The organism is Coleofasciculus sp. FACHB-542 (assembly GCF_014695825.1).
In the GTDB taxonomy this organism is placed as follows: domain Bacteria; phylum Cyanobacteriota; class Cyanobacteriia; order Cyanobacteriales; family FACHB-T130; genus FACHB-T130.
The window spans coordinates 87,163-106,183 of the sequence record NZ_JACJPB010000023.1 but is presented as its reverse complement, the minus strand read 5'-3'; the positions used below and the strand labels follow the sequence as shown (position 1 = coordinate 106,183).

The following is a 19,021-nucleotide window of genomic DNA, read 5'->3' as shown; positions in this document are numbered from 1 at the left end:
GCGCGATCGCTCGCTACTTTATGCCAAATGGCTTTTCTAAGGCAGTCACTTAAGAAAAACTGAGAGCAGAAGTGAAAGTTATCTGCTGATTATTCTCAGGGAACGGTAACGATATTTTTTGATGACTTTTTGCGGCTGGCAGAAGTAGATTTCGCTTTGGATGGTAAGTCTGTCACACTGTCATCCCATTTTTCCACGGTTGGCTTATACAACCAATGCTCTAACTTAGCGTCCTCAACATACCCTCTCAATTCAGGATCGGGCCAAATATGAAGCCGATCAATACATCCTATCTCTTTGGCAGCTGCTTCAATTTCTTCCCATTGTGTTTTGAAGCGTTCCGCCCATGAGTGTCTAGTCATAATTGAACTGGCAAATTCTAATCCTGCTGCTACCATCCGTTTTCCATTAGTCCCACGAGCATTGATGGGTTCCCAAAAGATAACTTCTGGCTCAAATTGCATGATTTTTTCAAAGTACCTTTTAAAGTCATCTAAAGCCATTTTTGGAGGAGTAGGAGCAGCTGCAACATACAACCGACACTCAGCTTGATGACCTTTCACAAAAGCTTTATAGCGTTCAGAAGGCGGAGGTGCGTGAGGTTCAATCTTGCTACTGAGTTCATCATCTAGGTATGGGAGGCTCATACCAACAATCACATTGGGATGTTTGAGAATGTCGAGGTCATTTACCCATAAAGGACTACGAGTTAGAATTCTGACTCGTTTGTTATGCCTCAATAGAGCTTCAACAGCACCACGAGTTACACTTGCAGTCTGCTTGTTTTGATATGGATCTGTGCCTGAACAGAGTAGAACTACACCTCTACCTTCTGGTGTTTCGTGCCAAGACTTTTTACGGCTTAGGGTTTTTTCTAGCCGCTCAGGTATCTCTTCACGGATAAAAAGATACTGTCCCCAGTCCATCTGAGGATCAGTTACTCCTTTTTCCCGAAGCTCTGCTTGCCTTGTCCGAATTGCAGGAGTCGAAGGTACATAACAAAAAGTGCATCCATGTAAACAACCTGATGCTACATTGATTACATAATCACAAAGTCCTTTCTTGTTAAGCGCACTTTTCTGAAGTGGATTAACTATTTTTTCGCTTCCTTTTACAATAGACATATGGCATACCAAGAGTAAACTTTAAGATTATCCTGACATTTATATTTCCCTCGAAACTTTAAATTAATCCTCAAAATAAATATATTTGCTTGTTACCAGTTCCTCTAATTATATCACTGTTCTGCAATTCTATTTTTTCGCCCCTTATAATTTTACCTTTTCTTACAACTTCAATTTCTTTATCTCTTCTTAATCTATTAAAATAATACTCATAATGCTTTTTATTAGCTGGATTTTGTTGCATAGTATCATTGCAAATCTGGCGAAATTGAGTTCCTTCATGATTACTACGGATCAGTTGACCTATCTCGCGATCTAGTGTTTCTATGCAAGCGTTATGACTATCAATGGTACCTTCTATGTAAAAATCTAATTTTGGAGATTGTTTATAATGATCTACAGTTTTTAATCCAAAACCATAAACTTCAAATTCAAATAAATGACACAAGTTGTTATACTTCCATAAAGTGTCTTTCATAACCTGTAATGCTGTTAAATTTTGAGAGAAATGCATAAGGTAATATATAACTACGATATACCCTTTTGGTATAAGAGAAAATGTGTGTGCATATTTAGCCTTGCCCTTTTCTCTGAATAATCTTAAAGATTCATTTCTAAGGTAACGTTGCTCAGCAGGTTCATCTAGACTTTTTAAATTTACTGATTCATAATATCCATCTGCTTCCAAAATTCTGTTAAAGGTGGCTGTATCTCTTCCATGCTTACCAATAACAAATCTTTTAAGATCCCTTATCATATAGGTATAAAGTATTTCCGAACCAGTAATAGAATTTATAAGTCTAATACTAGCCATAGAAATATCAGTCCACCCAAAGGGGTCGAGTAGAAAGAATGAGTGACCCTTACGAGCACTTACAGTAAAAACACACCAATTTACTAAATCCTCAAATTCGCCACACCTAAATTCGCATTTTTCGACTAATAAACTTTCAAATTCATCACACTTAAATTCATGTGATAAGGAATCTACTAAATTACCAAACCCCGCTTTTGGCATAGAATAATTTCTTAGGCAATCCAAGTGATCTTGTTTATTATCTATAAAAATAAAATTTACATTTAGTGGATACTGACGCCTTGACTTCTTATACCCTTCTCGAACAGCTTTAATAATTCTTAGGGGAGAACCTTGCCATTCGGTATTGTTATCTTTATCGTCATACATACCACCACCACAGAATCCGTCGATAAAAGTAAACGTTGTTTCGCCATACCTACCTTTTCCATAAAGCGTAATAATTAGATTTTCAATATACTCTTCAAGAATTTGATGCTTCGCTTTGGTATGAGTGTCTAGGGGATGTATATAGCTCCCATCAGCACTCCACTTTGCTTGCGAACCACTCATTTTAATTATCTCCACAAAAAATTGGTAATTTTACTATCTTGCCAGACTACTAGCTAAGGTGTTACAGATGCACCGTCTAACAAGGGAAATTTGCCGAATTTGAGAAAGCTGCCGCTTGTTCTATGTCAATGTTTACGTGCTAAACGTGATAGTGCCTCTCTTGTAGTATTCCCATCCGCTGTTGAGAAATTGCATCCAGGCACACCAAGATTACAGGCTAACTTTTATAGTAAAGCGATCGCATCCTTCCTCATCCACTACAACAACGCGATCGCATTTTCCCCACATCGCCAGGAAAGTGCGATCGCTGTTAGATGAAGACTAAGGTAAGATTATTAATAGATTGGCAATCTGTCGCTTTGAGGCTGGAGCTGCTTAGAATTTAAAAAGCAGCTTCAGCCTCTTGATTGGCACCTTGAAAGCTAATATCAGCAATAAAGTGAGCCAATCTTAAAAGTTGCAGAATAAACTATCGCTCAGATGTTGGTAGCGGCAAGGAACTCTCGCATATATTGAGTGACCAGTTGCGGTTTCTCTTGCTGTACCCAATGGCTAGAGTCGGGAATGTATTTAATCGTCAAGTCTTTGACATACGCTTCAGTTCCGTAAGTCAGTTCTTTACCAAGTGCAGTATCTTGCTCTCCCCAAATCATTAACGTAGGAACCTGGAGGATACTCCAATCTTGACTGAGCATTCTCTGCTGAAAAAGATTGCGATAATAGTTCAGGCTGGCGGTCAGGGCACCAGGTTTTGCAGCAGCTTGTTTATAGGCATCCAGATCGGCTTTTGTGAAGGCATTCTTATTAACAGCCATACCCGTGATAGCCGTTTCAATGGATTGGTAATCGAAGGATTGTAAAAGAAATTCTGGTAGCCAAGGTAGCTGAAAAAAGAAGATATAGGAACTGCGTAATAGTTGTTGAGGATTACGCATATTTTCGGCAAATTTGGCAGGGTGAGGCAGATTTAGCACAATCAACTTGTCCACCATCGTGGGGTATGCGTAGGCAAAATTCCAAGCGATCGCGCCCCCCCAGTCATGTCCTACCAGCACGCAGCTAGAATATCCCAGGCCCTGAATTACCCCTTCAACATCTTTAATAAACTCATCCATCACATAAGCCGATTGAGCTGCTGGCTTATCGCTGTCGTTATAACCGCGCAAGTCAAGGGCGACGACTTTATAATCTTTGGCAAATTCGGGGATTAGATGCCGCCAGGAGTACCAAAATTCCGGGAACCCATGCAGCATTAGCATCAAAGGGCCTTCTCCCTGGGTGACGTAGTGCAGCTTAATTCCATTGCTGGTGATATATTCGTGCTTCCAAGAACCCTCTAGCACAGACATAGATACCTCCTTTGCTGTTGTAGTCATGGCATCGGCAATTCATCGCCGATGCGGACACTATTCAGGTTAACGAATCAACAGCAGAAGACGGCAGCTTCGGAAGAGATAGTTCATTAGCATTCGGTTGATCTTGGTGACGCCGAGTGATTACCTGCCTTAGGACTTGCATTAAGATACTAGGCTGAAACAACGCGGTGGGCGGTTTCAGCAGGTGCAGCACTTCTATGAAAACTTTGAACGCTACGGGACTCTCAATCGTGATTAACCTCACACGATCCAGATACCGTTGCATAAATCGGGTCCTTAGATCGGGTTGACCGCCCTCGGTCGTAGGCCAGCGGAAATCCTCGCCGGTCGCCATCAGCCAAGGGATATGATTCACTTTAGCCAGTTGCTTTTGAAAACGCCGCGTTAAACCCGTTAAATCGTCTTGAGAGTGACGCTGAAATTGCTCTTTCAAGCACTCCTCCAGGGTTAATGCAGCCATCGCCGCCGCGGTCATACCTTGACCGTAGATAGGATTGAAGGAACAGACGGCATCACCTAAGACGACAAAGTTTTCTGGCAATCTAGATTGTTCGTAGTGGCGCAGGCGGTTTTCTGTGCCGCGATGACAGTAGATGGGTGAAATCGGTTGGGCTTGTTTGACCACTTCGTAGAGAATCGGCGATCGCAAGCTGCGGGCAAATTCCAAATAGCCAGCTTCGTCGCTGGGTGGATAGTCTCGACCCAAACCAGCCAGGGTGATCACAAAAGCGTCACCCTCACAGGGATAAAGCAGCCCACCGCGAGAGTTTTCCCCTGGTTTAGACCACACCACGATGGATTTCCAATCGCTTTGGAAATCCGCTGGACGTTGATACCAACGGCTGGCGTAGCCTAAAAAGGAGTTAATGACTGTCTCTTGAGGCGGTGTGTAACCTAATGCCTTTATCCACTCAGGGGTTTTGGAATTCCGTCCAGTTGCATCCACGACCAGATCGGCTGGTAGAGACGCGGAATTTTGCGTCTCTACATCTGCGGCGCTAGTGTTTTGCCCGTGGTTGTGAAATCGTACCTGCACGCCCGTCACCTTAGTTTTGCTGGTGTCGGACAACAACTCGGTTGCTTGGCATTCTTCCAGAAAGCGTACATTGCTGTAAGCAGCCAGTCGGCGGCGAATCATCCACTCCAGCAGGTTCCGGCTACAGGCACGAGTCACCAGACCGGAGGGAAAGCGGGGTGCCCAGCCGCCAAAATCTAGCATGGGACAGTCTAACGTCCAGTCCAAAGCAGTAGCGCCAGCAGCCGCTAATTCAGTACCTAACCCAGGAAACAGTTGCTCTAAAATCTGCTGCCCCCGCAACAGCAGAACGTGAGCTTGGTGGGCTTGGAGTACGCCTCGGCGCGTCTCCGGTTTGTCTGGGATGCGATCGCGTTCAATAATCGTCACTTGGTTAAAGCGTTCGGCAAGCACTCGCGCTGCCAGTAGCCCAGCCATACTGCCACCGATGACAATGGCTTGTCTATTGCTGCCAACCGCCAGTTGGTGAGGGACGGACATAGACGTTTGAGTTTTTTTGGGTGATTTAGATGTATGTCAGCTTAATTTTGCTTCTGATTCTATCAGCGTCTGCTTCTCTTCTTTTTCTTGTAGCAATAGTCCTCCGAGATGAATCACTGCCAGAATCAGTGCCCCAATTGAAAGAATGTAACTATGCAACGTGTACAAATGGGCAACTGTTACCGTATTGATGGCTCCACCCCCCGTGAGGATTTCTCGGAGTAGGGAACCAATTCCAGGGACGGCTTCTACTGTGCCTAATTCGATGGTGAAACGCCAGTACCCTAACTGTGTCCAATCGAGAAGCATGGCAGTCCAACCAAGCGCGATCGCTACCAAAGTTAATAAAATTCCGCTAATCCAAGCCGTCAGCCAGCTTCGGCGAAATTTTTCACCGAGAAACATCACAACAATCGCTATCAGAGAAGCCCCAATTAATCCATTTCCAGCAATCTCATGGAGACGCTGAATTAGCCAACCGTTGGGAATCTCTGATTTGATTTCCCTCAATGAATTATAGGCTCCACCTGCGGTCGGTTCGTAATAGAAAGATAGAAGAATTCCGGTGACGGCTGCTGTCAGGCTCAAAGACAAAATTGCTACAGCCAAAATAGTAGCCAGTCGTCGAAGTACAAAAGCGTACTGCACATTGTTCATGGCTAACTCCAACCTTTTGCGGTTGAATATGTATTTATACTTATTGTATTTATTTTTTCTAATTTGAACCCAAGAAATTATTAAATTTGTGAGGAAAACGAGCAGCAAAGAGAACGCATACGCCAAGACCCGGAACGCAATTCAGGGGATGCTCTCGTTACTGTCTCTATAGGGTGTTAGGAAAATCCACATTCTCAGAACAAAACAGCCGATTTTCCTCACCACTGGTGCTCTGCCGCCATGAATGTCTCGACAGATGCAACATCCAGAGGTCGGGAGAAAAAGTAACCTTGTCCATACTCGCATTGCAGGGTTCTCAGTTGGGCAAGTTGCTCTGCTGTTTCTACTCCTTCTGCCACCACATCCAAACCCAAGTTGTGAGCCAGTGTGATAATGGTACGGACAATCTCCCAATTCTCGCTATCACTGCTCATTCTACCGACGAAAGAGCGGTCAATTTTCAACGTATCAATCGGAAATCGGTGCAGATAACTTAAAGATGAATAACCCGTGCCGAAGTCATCAATATAGAGTTGGACGCCTAGTTTTTTCAATTGTAAGAGGGTCGCGATCGCAGATTCAGCATTTTCCATCACGGCGCTTTCGGTGATTTCCAACCGCAAACAGCCAGGATCTAAACCTGTTTCTTCTAAAATCTGATGGATTGCTTGAGCGAGATGAGGTTGCGTAAACTGTTTGCTCGATAGATTTACGCTAATAGTTAATGGTTGATGGTTGATGGTTAATGGTTTGTTGCCAGGAACACCGGATGATGAATCATTAACAAGTTGTTTTTGCCATACATACATCTGACGGCACGCTTCCTGTAATACCCACCAACCGATAGGAACGATTAGTCCAGTTTCTTCTGCTACTGGAATAAACTCAGCTGGAGAAATCAAACCGCGTTCTGGATGCTGCCAGCGCGCTAGAGCTTCAAATCCAGTAATTTGACCTGTGGAGAGCGAAACAATGGGCTGGTAGTGAAGTAGAAACTCTTGGCGATTAACAGCCTGCCTCAAGTCAGTTACTAACTGCAAAAGTTCCACAGCGCGAGTGTGCATCGTCATGTCGAAGACCTCATGACGCGCTCTACCCAATGCCTTAGCACGATACATGGCAATGTCGGCATCGCGTAGGAGGTCTTGCGGCTGGTGAGAATCTGTAGTGTTAAAGGCAATGCCAATACTGGCACTGGTAAAGACTTCCTGCCCGTTTAGGTTAAAAGGTAAAGCGAGTTCATTTTGAATTTGGTTCGCAACGCGGGTGGCGTCACTCACATCTTGAATATCTTCTAGAAGAATCGTGAACTCATCTCCCCCAAGACGGGCAACCATATCTCCAGGACGCAGACACCTCTGGAGCCTGTAAGCGATTTCGACAAGTAGTTGATCGCCGATTGTATGTCCAAGGCTGTCATTAATCACCTTAAAGCGATCGAGATCCAGAAACAGTACAGCAAACAAGTAATCTTGACGCCGTTTTGTCAGCTCAACCAAATGTCCGAGCCGCTCCATGAATAGAGCGCGGTTGGCTAAACCTGTCAGCTTATCGTGAAAGGCATCGTGGATTAATAGATCCTCTACCAGTTTGCGATCGCTAATATCTGTAGCAACACCCAGCACTTGTCGGGCTTTTCCATCTGGCGAGACTAGAGACTTCTTAGTGGTTTGAAACCAACGCACGTTGCCTGTAGAGTCGGTGAGGGTCTCCTCAGAAATGATTTTTTCCGTTTCTCCTATTATCACTTCTCTGTCATCAGAGAGAAACCGTTCTACTTCCTCAAAATTTGGATTGAAATCTGCATCGGTTTTGCCAAGCAAATTTTCAACGGTTGTTCCATAAATACTTGCTAATGCTTTGTTAACCAGAGTAAATTTTCCGTCCCAGTCTTTGACAAAAATTAAATTTGGGGTGGAGTCAATCACATTGCGAAGAAACTCTTGTTGTACTCTAAGTGCTTCTTCCGCTTGCTTGCGGCTGGTAATATCTCGGCTCACAGCGAGGAGACATTGCTGATTGTCAAAGTCAATAATCTCTGCTGATAGTAATGCCACACGCGCCTCACCTGATTTTGTAAGGAAGGTAAATTCTATGTTGCGAACAGACCCTTCCTCCAGCAATATCTGCTTCATGCGATCGCGCTGCTCCTGATTTGCCCAAATCTTCAGCTCAACTGTGGTGCGACCGATGATTTCTTCGCGGGTATAACCAGTAATGTTTAGCAAGCTATCGTTGACTTCAACAAGGCGTCCCTCTGCCACCGTACTGATAGTGATTGCGTCAGGAGTGGAACGGAAGGCTTTAAAGAATCTCTCTTCTGATGCCCGCCGCGCCGCTTCTGCTCGCTGGCGCTCTTCCATTTCGGCTTGTAATGTCTGATTCGCTTTTTCTAGCTCTTGGGTTCGTTCCCAAACCCGATTTTCTAGCTTTTCGTGCGCTTTCTGGAGTGCGGTTTCTGTCCGCTGGCGCTCAATGGCAATTCCTGCTAAGTTTGTCGCTATTTCAATCAGTTGTAAATCATAAGAATTAGGGGTGCAAGGCTGGGAGTCGTACATGGCAAAAGTACCCAACACCTTGCCATCCGAATTAAGAATTGGTGTAGACCAACAAGCTCGCAGTTCGTTGCTCAACGCTAACTCGCGGTAATCTTGCCACAACGGATCGATGGCAATATCTGAGACAATTACAGGCTCCTTCCAATAGGCAGCTGTCCCGCAAGAAACAACACGCGACCCAATGGCGATTCCGTCAAGGGCACGATTATAGCTTTCTGGAAGACTAGGTGCTGCGGCATGGCGGAGATTGCGCCCATTTTCATCCAGAAGTAGAACGGAACATCGCATTTTACTGGAATGTTTCTCAATATTGCGGCATAAGACGTTCAGGACGCTATTGAGAGAGTCTCCTCTAGCAATCATTTCCAGTACACGCTTCTGACTAGCTAAGAGACTTTCTGCTTGCAAGCGCTCAGCGATCGCTTGTCGCATATTTACTAAATTACGTCTTAGTTCTAGTTGCGCTACGACCTGACGACTCAGTGCTAAGAGGGCTTCTTGCTGCTCAGGCTTGAGTTGACGCGGCACAAAGTCGATCGCGCACAGCGTTCCCAGCGCATAACCGGCGGGTGTGATTAAAGGCGCACCTGCATAAAAGCGGATATTGGGGTCAGTCGTTACCAAAGGGTTCGTGGCAAACCGTTGGTCGGCTAATGCATCTGAGACGATAAACAAATCGGATTGCAGAATAGCATGGGAGCAAAAGGCGATATCTCGCGGTGTTTCTGATACTTCCACACCGACTTTTGACTTGAACCACTGCCGATTCGCATCGACGAGGCTGATCAGCGCAATCGGTGTTCCGCAAATATGTGCAGCCACCCGCGCTAGATCGTCGAAAGCCTGTTCGGGAGCCGTATCAAGAATCTCATACTGCTGGAGGGCTTTCAGCCTTCCTGCTTCATGGCTAGGCATAGGCGCTTTCACGCAGGATATTTCTCCAGATTCGATGCTTGCGACATTTTTGCTGGCACTAGCTTTGGTTATTTTTTGGGATATAGCTTCAAATATACCTATCCGGCTCAGATTTCCCATATTCTGTTTTTCCTCAGCTAGGTTAGTTATATTTATATTCGTAACTTTTACTTTTACCTTAATTTACATAGGTTCTTTAGGGATCTAAGTCACAAACAATTCGTTTGTCTGTCACAAATTACCTTAAGAACTTTTTAATCTTATTAATTTTTAGACGTAGAAAGTTAGTCTGTATATGAGATTACAGAGATTCTGGATGAAATTAATTTATTTACAATTTTATCGATATAAAAAATGCCCATCATTTAAGTTTTTTCATTACATCTGGAGCAATTACAAAATTTGGGAACCGGGAAAATACGGGTGTTCTCTTGTTTCCAGCAGAGAGTTTCCTATTTCTTCAGGATTTCTACGGATCTAAAAACAGGGCAGATGATTTCACTAAAGCAGGCTGCCGACTGGTCTGGTGAATGGGAATCTCGATCGCAAACTCTGCGCCAATTCCTGCTGCGGAAATGCATTTTAATTGACCACCGTGTTTTTCTACAATCTGATAACTAATGGATAACCCCAACCCCGTGCCTTTGCCGATGCTTTTTGTGGTAAAGAACGGATCGAACACTCGTTGCTGCACCTCTTGACTCATACCAGGGCCGTTATCAGCGATGTAGATTGCTACCTGATTGGTGTTTAGCATTTGAGTATGAATCCGAATCGTAGGTAATTGTTCATGGGTACTTTCTTCCCCATGATTCACAACCCATGACCCATTCCCGATTGCCTCTTCGAGGGCATCAATTGCATTGCTGAGAATATTCATAAACACTTGGTTGAGCTGACCTGGGTAGCACTCGACTAGCGGCAACTTGCCATACTCTTTGAACAGTTGAATGCCTAAAGTGCCTCCGACTTGTTTCAAGCGATGCTGCAAAATCAGCAAAGTGTTTTCAATTCCCTCATGAATATCAACGCTTTTCATTTCCGCTTCATCCAGTCGAGAGAAGTTTCGCAGCGACAAGACAATTTGACGGATGCGTTCTGCCCCCACCTTGATCGATGCCAGCAGCTTTGGGAGGTCGTTCTTCATAAATTGGAAATCGCTCATCTCTAGAAGGGCTTGAATTTCAGGAACCGGATGAGGATAGTGTTTCTCGTAGAGGGACAGCAGGTTGAGCAGTTCCTGAGTATAGTCGCTGATGTGGGTGATATTACCGTAGATGAAGTTGACTGGGTTATTAATTTCGTGAGCAACTCCGGCGACTAACTGCCCCAAACTGGACATTTTTTCGCTCTGAACGAGCTTCGCTTGGGTTTGTTGAAGTTCTCGAAAAGCTTGTTCTAGCTGGTTTGTTTGTTGTCTCAATTGCGCTTCCGATTGCCGTAAGGCTTCCTCGGCGGCTTTACGTTCGGTAATGTCGGTAATCATTCCTAAGACACCGATGTATTGTCCTGTTTGATCGAAGATGGGATTTGTAGCAACAATCGCCCACAAGTTACAGCCATCTTTACGGGTGAATTTAAAGTCATGTTGTTCTTTAATTCCTTGGCGGCGACGTTCCATCTGAGCGATCGCGATCGCCTGACCTTCTTCATCCATGAATGCAAATAAAGTCTGACCTAGCATCTCAGGGATGGTATAGCCTAGCATTTGGGCCATCTGATTGTTCGCAAAAGATGTATTGCCTGCGGTGTCGAGAACCCAGATTCCCTCAGTCGTGGTTTCGACAATGCGACGATATTGCGCTTCGCTTTCACGTAACGCCGCTTCTGTCTGCTGGCGTTCGACAATTTCCTGTTGTAACAAGATGTTGGCAGATTGTAGCGCCGCAGTCCTTTCTTCAACTCGTCTTTCTAACTCTAATGTGAGTTTTCGTAGTTCTTCTTCAGTGGCTTGGCGCTCGGCAATTTCCTTTTCTAGTGTGTTGTTGGCAGTTTCCAATAGCGCTGGACTAGGAAATGCAAGTGCTTGAGGAATTAAGGGCATTAGCATCAACGCCGTATACACAGAAACCCCAGCCGTAAAGGCTTTCAAGAATCCTGATAACCAATAATACGGATGCCACAGCGTCGCCACCTCTGCTAGATGCGTCGTACCGCACGCAACAATGAATGTTCCAAACAACAGGAATATCCCATAAAAGGGCATATCTCGCCTTTTGGAGACAAAATATACCAGCATGATTGGAATCGAATAATAAGCGACTGCGATCAAAATATCAGATGTAATGTGCAGCCACACTAATCCAGGCTTCCACAGGTAACAATGCCCGTGGGGAATAAAATCTTTTGACAAAAAATTTTGCACAAATTTTAGCATTAAGATTTATGGCTGTAATAGTTTTTACATTTAATATTCAATTTGTATCTTATCTTGGAATATTTCATATATTTATTGATTTTCATGAATAAGGTAACAATTTGCTTACAATTTGTGCAAACAATCGACTTTGACTATTTATGTGTTAATCGACAGATTTCAGAGAAATTACGGATAGCTAGCAGGTCATCTAGACAGCAACTATCAGTTTATTTTTAGGCAGAAGACTTTTGACTAGAAATCTTTGTCGCTAACCCCCTGACACAGCATTAGCTGGAGATACCGTCTACTGTAGAATTTCGGATCTTTTATTACTTTGTAAGCGATCGCATTCATAGACAAGAAGCAATCGATGAAAATCATTGTAAAATCGCAGATGGTATAGAATCCGGTTTTCTGCAAAAAAAGAAGTTAAAAAGCCGCTAAAATCATCACTGTGCCGCTGGTTGAGGAGAGAATGCGGGTGGAATATCAATTACAAGTAGAACAAGTGGTGGAAACGCTTAAAAATGATCTACCCATGCTTTTTGAAAGAGATATTTCCTACGACATTTATACACAGGATATCTATTTTGAAGATCCAGTGAATAAATTTAAATGGAAATTCAACTATCGGATTATCTTTTGGACGCTGCGATTTCACGCGCAGCTATTTTTTACAGAAATATTTTTCGATCTTCATGATGTAGCGCAGATAGACGAAGAGACGATTAGGGCGAATTGGACTGTACGCGGTGTTTTGCGCCTTCCGTGGAAACCTCGCCTATTTTTTAATGGCTACTCTACATATAAACTTAATAAAGATGGGTTAATTTACAATCACATCGATACATGGGATCGCAAACCCAGCGAGATTTTGAAGCAGTTTCTAAAAAAGGGAGGAAATATCTAAGCTCAAATTTAAATGAATGCCTTAATTTTATAAATTATTTTCATCAAAATAATTTATAGATTTTATGAAGCTTGAACGAGAGAATTAATTGCCTCTACTTTAGAGCCACAATTACTTGAATAAAGCGTAACAGCAAAGGTTGTTCCCACTCCAATTTCACTGTTTACTGAAATTTTTCCACCGTGTAAATCCACACAATTTTTAACGATAGAAAGTCCTAATCCAGTACCCGGAATCGTCCCCACATTATCAGCGCGATGAAAAGATTCAAATAACCGGGTTCTGGCTTCGGGAGGAATGCCGATTCCTCGGTCTCGGATATAGAAAACTGCTGTTCCTTGGTCGCAAACTAAGTCAAACTGAATATTGCCGCCTTTCGGGGAATACTTGATGGCATTTGAAAGCAAATTCGTAAAAATTTGCCGAAGCAACTTTTCATCCATACAAAAATGGGTACTTTGACCTTGACAAGCGAAAGCGATCGCGTGTTGCTTGCTAATTGTCACTTGGATATCTTCCACGAGGTCGTGACAGAACTTTTCTAAATCTAAAGGTGCTGGGTTAAAGGCGAGCTTCTTGGCTTCGGCTTTACCAATAAACAACACATCATCTAATAGATGGGTCATATTCTTGGCAGCTGCTTGAATGCGAGCAAAATACTCGCGTTTTTTTTCTTCACTTGCTTGATGTGAGAAACGTTCTAGTAATCTGGCAGATAGAATGATGATGCTCAACGGGGTGCGAAATTCGTGGGATACGGTGGTAACAAAGCGAGAACGCAGTTCGCAGAGTTCCCGTTCTTTTTCCATCGCATTCCGTATTTCAGCATCAGCTCGTTTCCGCTCGGTGATGTCTTCAACCATGCCTAATTCATAGAGGATTTCTCCAATTTCATTCCGGATTACCGTTACCGTTAACTTCACCCAGCAAATTTCTTGGTTTTTCTTGATATAACGTTTCTCAAGCTGATAGCTGTCTATGTCTCCCTGAATGATTTGCTTGAGATAAGGCGTTTCTATTTCCAAATCTTCAGGATGGTTAATATCAAAAAGGTCGAGGGTTGTCAGTTCTGACTCCGTGTAACCCAAAATTTCACAAAAGGCTCGATTTACCATGAAAAACCGATAGTCAGGTTTTCTGACTAAGGTGATACCGATAGGAGCATCATCAAAAACTCGGCGGAATCTTTCTTCGCTCTCGCGCCGTGCTGCTTCTGCACATTGGCGCAGCGCAGCGTGTCGCCGACTTTGGCTAATTTCGTCCCGGAGTTGCTCGTTGACCTGTTGTAATTCTGCTGTACGCTCTTCTACTCTCTTTTCTAGTTCTTCGTTGGCTTCTTTTAGGGCGGCGGCTGCCCACTTTTGACTGGTAATATCTCTGACAGTGCTGAGGATTGCATCCACACTGGCATCTGGATTATGGATGGGGGTGATATTGTACTCGTAGTGCCTGAAACCCTCGATGGCGGGAAGGTAAGCTTCGCCAGTCATCGGTTGCCCAGTAGAAAATACTGTCTGATGGTGCGCTTCAATTGACCCCATATTTTCCGGTTGCAAGCCGAGTTCTTGCCATGTCTTCCCCACTATGTCACTACGCTGGAACCCCAGTGCCTTGGCACCTGCAACGCTAGTATCGGCATATTTTCCCGCTCTATCGATCAGATAAATCCGATCTGGAGAAGCTGAGAGAATTTGGTCGAGGTTTGTGGATTGTTGCTTAACTTGGGCGGTGAGTTGTTGTAGTTCTAACTCAACGGCTTTATGCTCGGTGATATCTTTGGCAACTGCATAGAAGCATCCATTTTGATGCGGTAACGTTCTCCAAGACAGCCATCGATAGCTGCCATCCTGGCAGAGATAGCGATTTTCAAAATGAGCGATCGCATTGTCAGCAGATTGTCCGGATGCGGTTAGCGTTGCATTAACATCATCTGGATGGACAAATTCAATCCAAGGGCGCGACATCAATTCTTCCAGCGTCCAGCCCAAAACGCTCTCCCAGGCGGGGTTGAGTTTCTGGAAGTACCTATCTTGCCCGCAAATGCCTAAGAGATCGAGGGACAGGTTAAAAAATGCATTGAGTTCGGACTCTGCTTTCGCCAGTGGCTCAGTCGGTTCGCTTGGATGCTTGGGATTGTTCACAGTAGCCCTCTTGGATGTTTACTCCCCGTTATCTTTTATTAGTATTCCCATCGCTTCCGACAAATAATGCAGAGTATTCATCCCAATTCTTACAAAATTTTGCATTTTGTTTTTAGAATCCCAATTTATGTATTTACTCGGAAGCGATCGCAGATTTTCTGCCACTTCCTAAGTTTAAGAAGCTGGAGCATTGCGGTATACGCTGAGCAGGTAAGTGTAAATCTTCAAAAACCCGGATTTTGTAGGAACTGAAGTTATCTCCCTCCGGGATTTTACGTTTAGTTTTACGAGATGTTTCGCTGCTAGGTGGCTGCATCAAAAGAGCGCGATCGCGTCCACTCCTGATAATCTAATCAAGTTATTCTCTTTTGAGGTTCTGGCAACCGCAAAAATCTATGCATCAAGATAAACGTCAGGCTTACTGGCGAGCCAATACTGCTTTAATTCGGAATCTTTTGATCGTTTGGGCGCTAGTATCCCTCGTTTTTAGCATTCTGTTAGTTGAGCCATTGAATGCGGTGCGTTTTGGTAACGTTCCTCTCGGCTTTTGGATGGCACAGCAGGGTTCTATTTTTGTCTTTGTAGGGCTGATTTTCATCTACGCCGTGCAGATGGACAAGCTCGATCGCAAATACGATATCGATGAGTGAGGGAAAGAATGTCAGTTGAAATCTGGACTATTTTATTGGTTAGTCTTTCTTTCATTGGGTACCTCTACATCGGTTGGCAGTCACGCGTTAAAGAAAGTGCAGGCTTTTTCGTGGCGGGACGTGGAGTCCCACCCATCGCCAACGGTGCAGCAACAGCAGCAGATTGGATGTCGGCGGCGTCGTTTATCTCAATGGCAGGGTTGATTTCCTTCTTGGGTTACGACGGCTCGATCTATCTGATGGGTTGGACGGGTGGCTATGTTCTGCTGGCGTTGTTGCTGGCTCCCTATTTGCGGAAGTTCGGTAAATATACGGTGCCGGACTTTGTGGGCGATCGCTATTACTCCAATGTCGCCCGTTTAGTGGCAGTTGTGGCGGCAGTTTTTGTTTCCATGACCTACGTCGCTGGACAGATGCGGGGTGTGGGAATTGTGTTCAGCCGCTTCTTGCAAGTGGATGTAAGCACTGGCGTGATCATTGGGATGGTGATTGTCGGCTTTTTCTCCGTTTTAGGGGGAATGAAGGGGATTACCTGGACTCAGGTGGCACAGTACGGCGTGTTGATTATTGCCTACTTGATTCCCGCGATCGCGATCGCCATGCTGCTCACCGGCAACCCGATCCCCCAACTGGCGTTCCCTTTTAGCGATATTGTCCCGAAATTAAACCAAATCCAGGTTGACCTCGGTTTTCAGGAATACACCAAACCGTTTGTCAACAAATCGATGCTGGATGTTTTGTTTACCACCATTGCTTTGATGGTGGGAACGGCGGGACTCCCCCATGTCATCGTGCGCTTTTACACAGTTCCTGATGTTCGTGCGGCGCGTTACTCAGCGGGTTGGGCGCTGCTATTTATCGCCATACTCTACACCAGCGCCCCCGCGCTCGCAACGTTTGCCCGTTATAACCTGATCGACAGTTTGCACAACCAGACGATTCAGGAAATTCATCAACTCGACTGGGTGAACAAGTGGGAAAACACCAAGCTGCTTACTTTTGAAGATAAGAACGGGGATGGGCGGATTCAGCTGACGCCCGATAAAGCCACCAGCGAGATCGGCATCGATCCGGATATTATCGTTCTCTCAACACCAGAAGTGGCAAAACTCGCTCCGTGGGTGATTGGCTTGGTGGCGACGGGAGGGTTAGCGGCGGCGCTGTCTACCGCATCCGGTTTGCTTTTGGTAATCTCCAGTGCGGTTGCTCACGATATCTACTACCGCATCATTAATCCAGGTGCGTCAGAATCGCTGCGAGTGATGGTGGGTCGAATTATGGTCGGGTTTGCGATCGCAATTGCCGGATACTTCGGCATCAATCCTCCCGGTTTTGTGGCGCAGGTGGTGGCTTTTGCCTTTGGTTTAGCCGCAGCCAGCTTTTTCCCAGTCATCATTTTAGGTATCTTCGACAAGCGGACAAATCGGGAAGGCGCGATCGCCGGGATGTTAGTCGGTCTTATCTTTACCATCTCATACATTGCGGGTGTCAAATTTTATGGAATGTCACCCTGGTTTTTCGGCGTTTCTGCTGAGGGAATTGGCACCTTGGGCATGGCGATCAACTTTGTTGTCACCTGGGTTGTTTCGCGTCTAACTCCGCCACCGCCGCTGGAAATACAGGAAATGGTTGAAGAGTTACGCACTCCAGGTGGGGAACCAGTCGCTTCGTCAAGCCATTAATCCTCGTTTGGATTTTAGATTTGGGGGTTTGGACGACCAAACAAGCGCCGCAACATAACTTCAAAATTGGCACAAGCGGCAGATCTACAACAAAATGGTATAAATCAACACACAGGTAGGGGTGATTCATCAATCGCCCCTTTTTTGTAGGCTGGTGGAGTAATTTTTTGAGACTCGCTACATAGATGCGATCGCTTTACAGGTCTACTAACTCTAGCTCTAAAGGTTTACCAACTTATACCCATTCATTCTACTGGCGCTACACTTACGATTTTCTTTTTGCTCCCTTGTGAAGAGGGTTGGGATTTCTGATGGCTAGCATCACAAGGAAAAATTAGTATTGAAGTAAGTTTCACCATCCCGCTTTAAACAGGTAGCCCTCTAGAGCCACTACCAAGTTTCCGGTTACTTCCGATACTTCCGAGAGAAAACTCGATAGCCCTTCCCATCAATACTACCCGACGGAGAGAGACTATCTTCCTCCATATTGACTAAATCGAATTGAACATTTTCTGTATAAATTGTTAAAGTAATTCTGATTACTTCTAAAAAGTTAATCACCCAAGAACATTCTTCTTGCGAATATTCTTCATAGTATTGAATCAATTTAGCCAAACAAACTTCTAAATGAGTCCGAGTGGGAGGACAAATTAGAATAATTTTCAGCAGTAGGATTGCTAGAGTAACCGATTTTCCTTCAGAAGCTAATGAAACGAACAGAGAAGAAGGTTCTCCATTATTCTTGATCGTTAAACATTCAATTACCCGTTTACAGGTTTTAATCAGCAGAAGGCTATTGATCTCTTCTTCATCAGCCTCTTTATAGATAAATTCTAATATTTTCCACAAATTAGTTTTTAAAGTCTCTACCTGACCTTGACTTTCAGTCGAATAAAATAAATATTTTAGCAAGCCTTGTTTAAAATGCTTGTATTTCAATTCTTTGGTTTGTTTTAAAAAAATATTTGCAATGTTTTCATAGCTAAACATTCCGCGTCTGGCGATAACTTTTTTAACTAAACGGAGTGCTTGATCGCCCAAAGCCGTAGGATTTTGGTTTTTTTTATTGTTAAATCCCCTAGACTCAGAATGAGCTGTGTACATTGCCAGATCAAACTTAAACTGGTCTTTCAACTGCTTTGATAAGCCTTTAGCAGCTTGGCGTTGTTCTTCAGAATTTTTCTTATTAACATACTGAGGCGCTAACAAATAAGATGTATAACGGCTCTTCCAATGGTCTTGCTCTCGATTTTCATATCTAGAAACAAATAGCTTAAGTTCCTCATAATCTTGGCTATTAACGAAATCTGCAAGCCAAGCCTTTAGACATTTTACACTTGGAGATGAGATGCTATCACAGTTAGCAGAATTAGAAATTAATTGAATTAAATCTTTTAAGGCTTGGTAGTGGCGAGCCAATATCCAGTTATTGAGAAGAATATAACAAGAACGCTTTAATGTATTTTTAAATTCTTCTTCGTTTTTAGAATCAACAATTGTTTTAAGTGCTTGCAGATGTGCTGAACCAATCGCCTTGACTGGATTAATAAATAAAGTTTTAAACTCATACAGAACTAAATCTGGTGCCCATTGTTTAACAATGTCCAAAAAAAACTGACAAATTATTTCCTGAGGATCTGGAATCTTCGGCACCAGCTTGTTTGAATTAATGAGTGGTTCAGTCTGATGAGTATCTAATAAGACATCCTTAAGTGTGGATGTCTTAAGAACTCTTGAGTGCTTACTGGTTGCTTGAACTTGCAT

The 19,021-nt window shown here is 44.0% G+C and carries 13 protein-coding genes; 4 read left to right on the top strand and 9 right to left on the bottom strand.

What is annotated here, in order from left to right:
- Positions 1-95 precede the first annotated feature (95 nt).
- Entirely contained in the window at positions 96-1,124 is a 1,029-nt protein-coding gene (locus H6F52_RS06725; protein ID WP_190533027.1) for a radical SAM protein, read from the bottom strand.
- A 70-nt stretch (positions 1,125-1,194) separates the two neighbouring features.
- Positions 1,195-2,493: a three-Cys-motif partner protein TcmP gene (tcmP, locus tag H6F52_RS06720; RefSeq protein WP_190533024.1), complete on the bottom strand. Its 1,299-nt coding sequence runs from the start codon at positions 2,491-2,493 to the stop codon at positions 1,195-1,197.
- Positions 2,494-2,682: 189 nt separating this feature from the next.
- Here tcmP and H6F52_RS26005 point away from each other — a divergent pair, with 189 nt between their 5' ends.
- On the top strand, positions 2,683-2,811 hold the full coding sequence (locus H6F52_RS26005) for a hypothetical protein (RefSeq protein WP_277881905.1): 129 nt from the start codon (positions 2,683-2,685) through the stop codon (positions 2,809-2,811).
- Between the two features lie 158 nt (positions 2,812-2,969).
- On the opposite strand, the gene H6F52_RS06715 is transcribed toward H6F52_RS26005, so the two are convergent.
- The 5 genes from H6F52_RS06715 to H6F52_RS06695 form a co-directional block, all read right to left on the bottom strand.
- Positions 2,970-3,842, bottom strand: a complete 873-nt coding sequence (locus H6F52_RS06715; RefSeq protein ID WP_190533021.1) for an alpha/beta hydrolase — start codon at positions 3,840-3,842, stop codon at positions 2,970-2,972.
- A gap of 61 nt (positions 3,843-3,903) precedes the next feature.
- Complete coding sequence (locus H6F52_RS06710; protein ID WP_190533018.1) at positions 3,904-5,385, bottom strand: FAD-dependent monooxygenase; 1,482 nt, start codon at positions 5,383-5,385, stop codon at positions 3,904-3,906.
- Between the two features lie 36 nt (positions 5,386-5,421).
- Positions 5,422-6,042 carry a cytochrome b N-terminal domain-containing protein gene (locus tag H6F52_RS06705; protein WP_190429372.1) on the bottom strand — a complete coding sequence of 207 codons (621 nt, stop codon included), beginning with the start codon at positions 6,040-6,042 and terminating at the stop codon, positions 5,422-5,424.
- Positions 6,043-6,260: 218 nt separating this feature from the next.
- The gene (locus H6F52_RS06700; protein WP_190533015.1) at positions 6,261-9,515 is read right to left on the bottom strand and encodes an EAL domain-containing protein; all 3,255 of its coding nucleotides are present in this window, start codon (positions 9,513-9,515) and stop codon (positions 6,261-6,263) included.
- 469 nt (positions 9,516-9,984) lie between these two features.
- Complete coding sequence (locus H6F52_RS06695; protein WP_347276190.1) at positions 9,985-11,868, bottom strand: PAS domain S-box protein; 1,884 nt, start codon at positions 11,866-11,868, stop codon at positions 9,985-9,987.
- 481 nt (positions 11,869-12,349) lie between these two features.
- Here H6F52_RS06695 and H6F52_RS06690 point away from each other — a divergent pair, with 481 nt between their 5' ends.
- Positions 12,350-12,784 carry a DUF2358 domain-containing protein gene (locus tag H6F52_RS06690; RefSeq protein WP_190533401.1) on the top strand — a complete coding sequence of 145 codons (435 nt, stop codon included), beginning with the start codon at positions 12,350-12,352 and terminating at the stop codon, positions 12,782-12,784.
- 62 nt (positions 12,785-12,846) lie between these two features.
- On the opposite strand, the gene H6F52_RS06685 is transcribed toward H6F52_RS06690, so the two are convergent.
- Complete coding sequence (locus H6F52_RS06685; protein ID WP_190533009.1) at positions 12,847-14,925, bottom strand: PAS domain-containing sensor histidine kinase; 2,079 nt, start codon at positions 14,923-14,925, stop codon at positions 12,847-12,849.
- A gap of 395 nt (positions 14,926-15,320) precedes the next feature.
- Here H6F52_RS06685 and H6F52_RS06680 point away from each other — a divergent pair, with 395 nt between their 5' ends.
- Both H6F52_RS06680 and H6F52_RS06675 read left to right on the top strand, forming a co-directional pair.
- Complete coding sequence (locus tag H6F52_RS06680; RefSeq protein ID WP_190413482.1) at positions 15,321-15,575, top strand: DUF4212 domain-containing protein; 255 nt, start codon at positions 15,321-15,323, stop codon at positions 15,573-15,575.
- An 8-nt stretch (positions 15,576-15,583) separates the two neighbouring features.
- Complete coding sequence (locus tag H6F52_RS06675) at positions 15,584-17,257, top strand: sodium:solute symporter family protein (protein WP_190533006.1); 1,674 nt, start codon at positions 15,584-15,586, stop codon at positions 17,255-17,257.
- 405 nt (positions 17,258-17,662) lie between these two features.
- Here H6F52_RS06675 and H6F52_RS06670 read toward each other — a convergent pair whose 3' ends face one another.
- On the bottom strand, positions 17,663-19,021 hold the full coding sequence (locus tag H6F52_RS06670) for a hypothetical protein (RefSeq protein WP_190413487.1): 1,359 nt from the start codon (positions 19,019-19,021) through the stop codon (positions 17,663-17,665).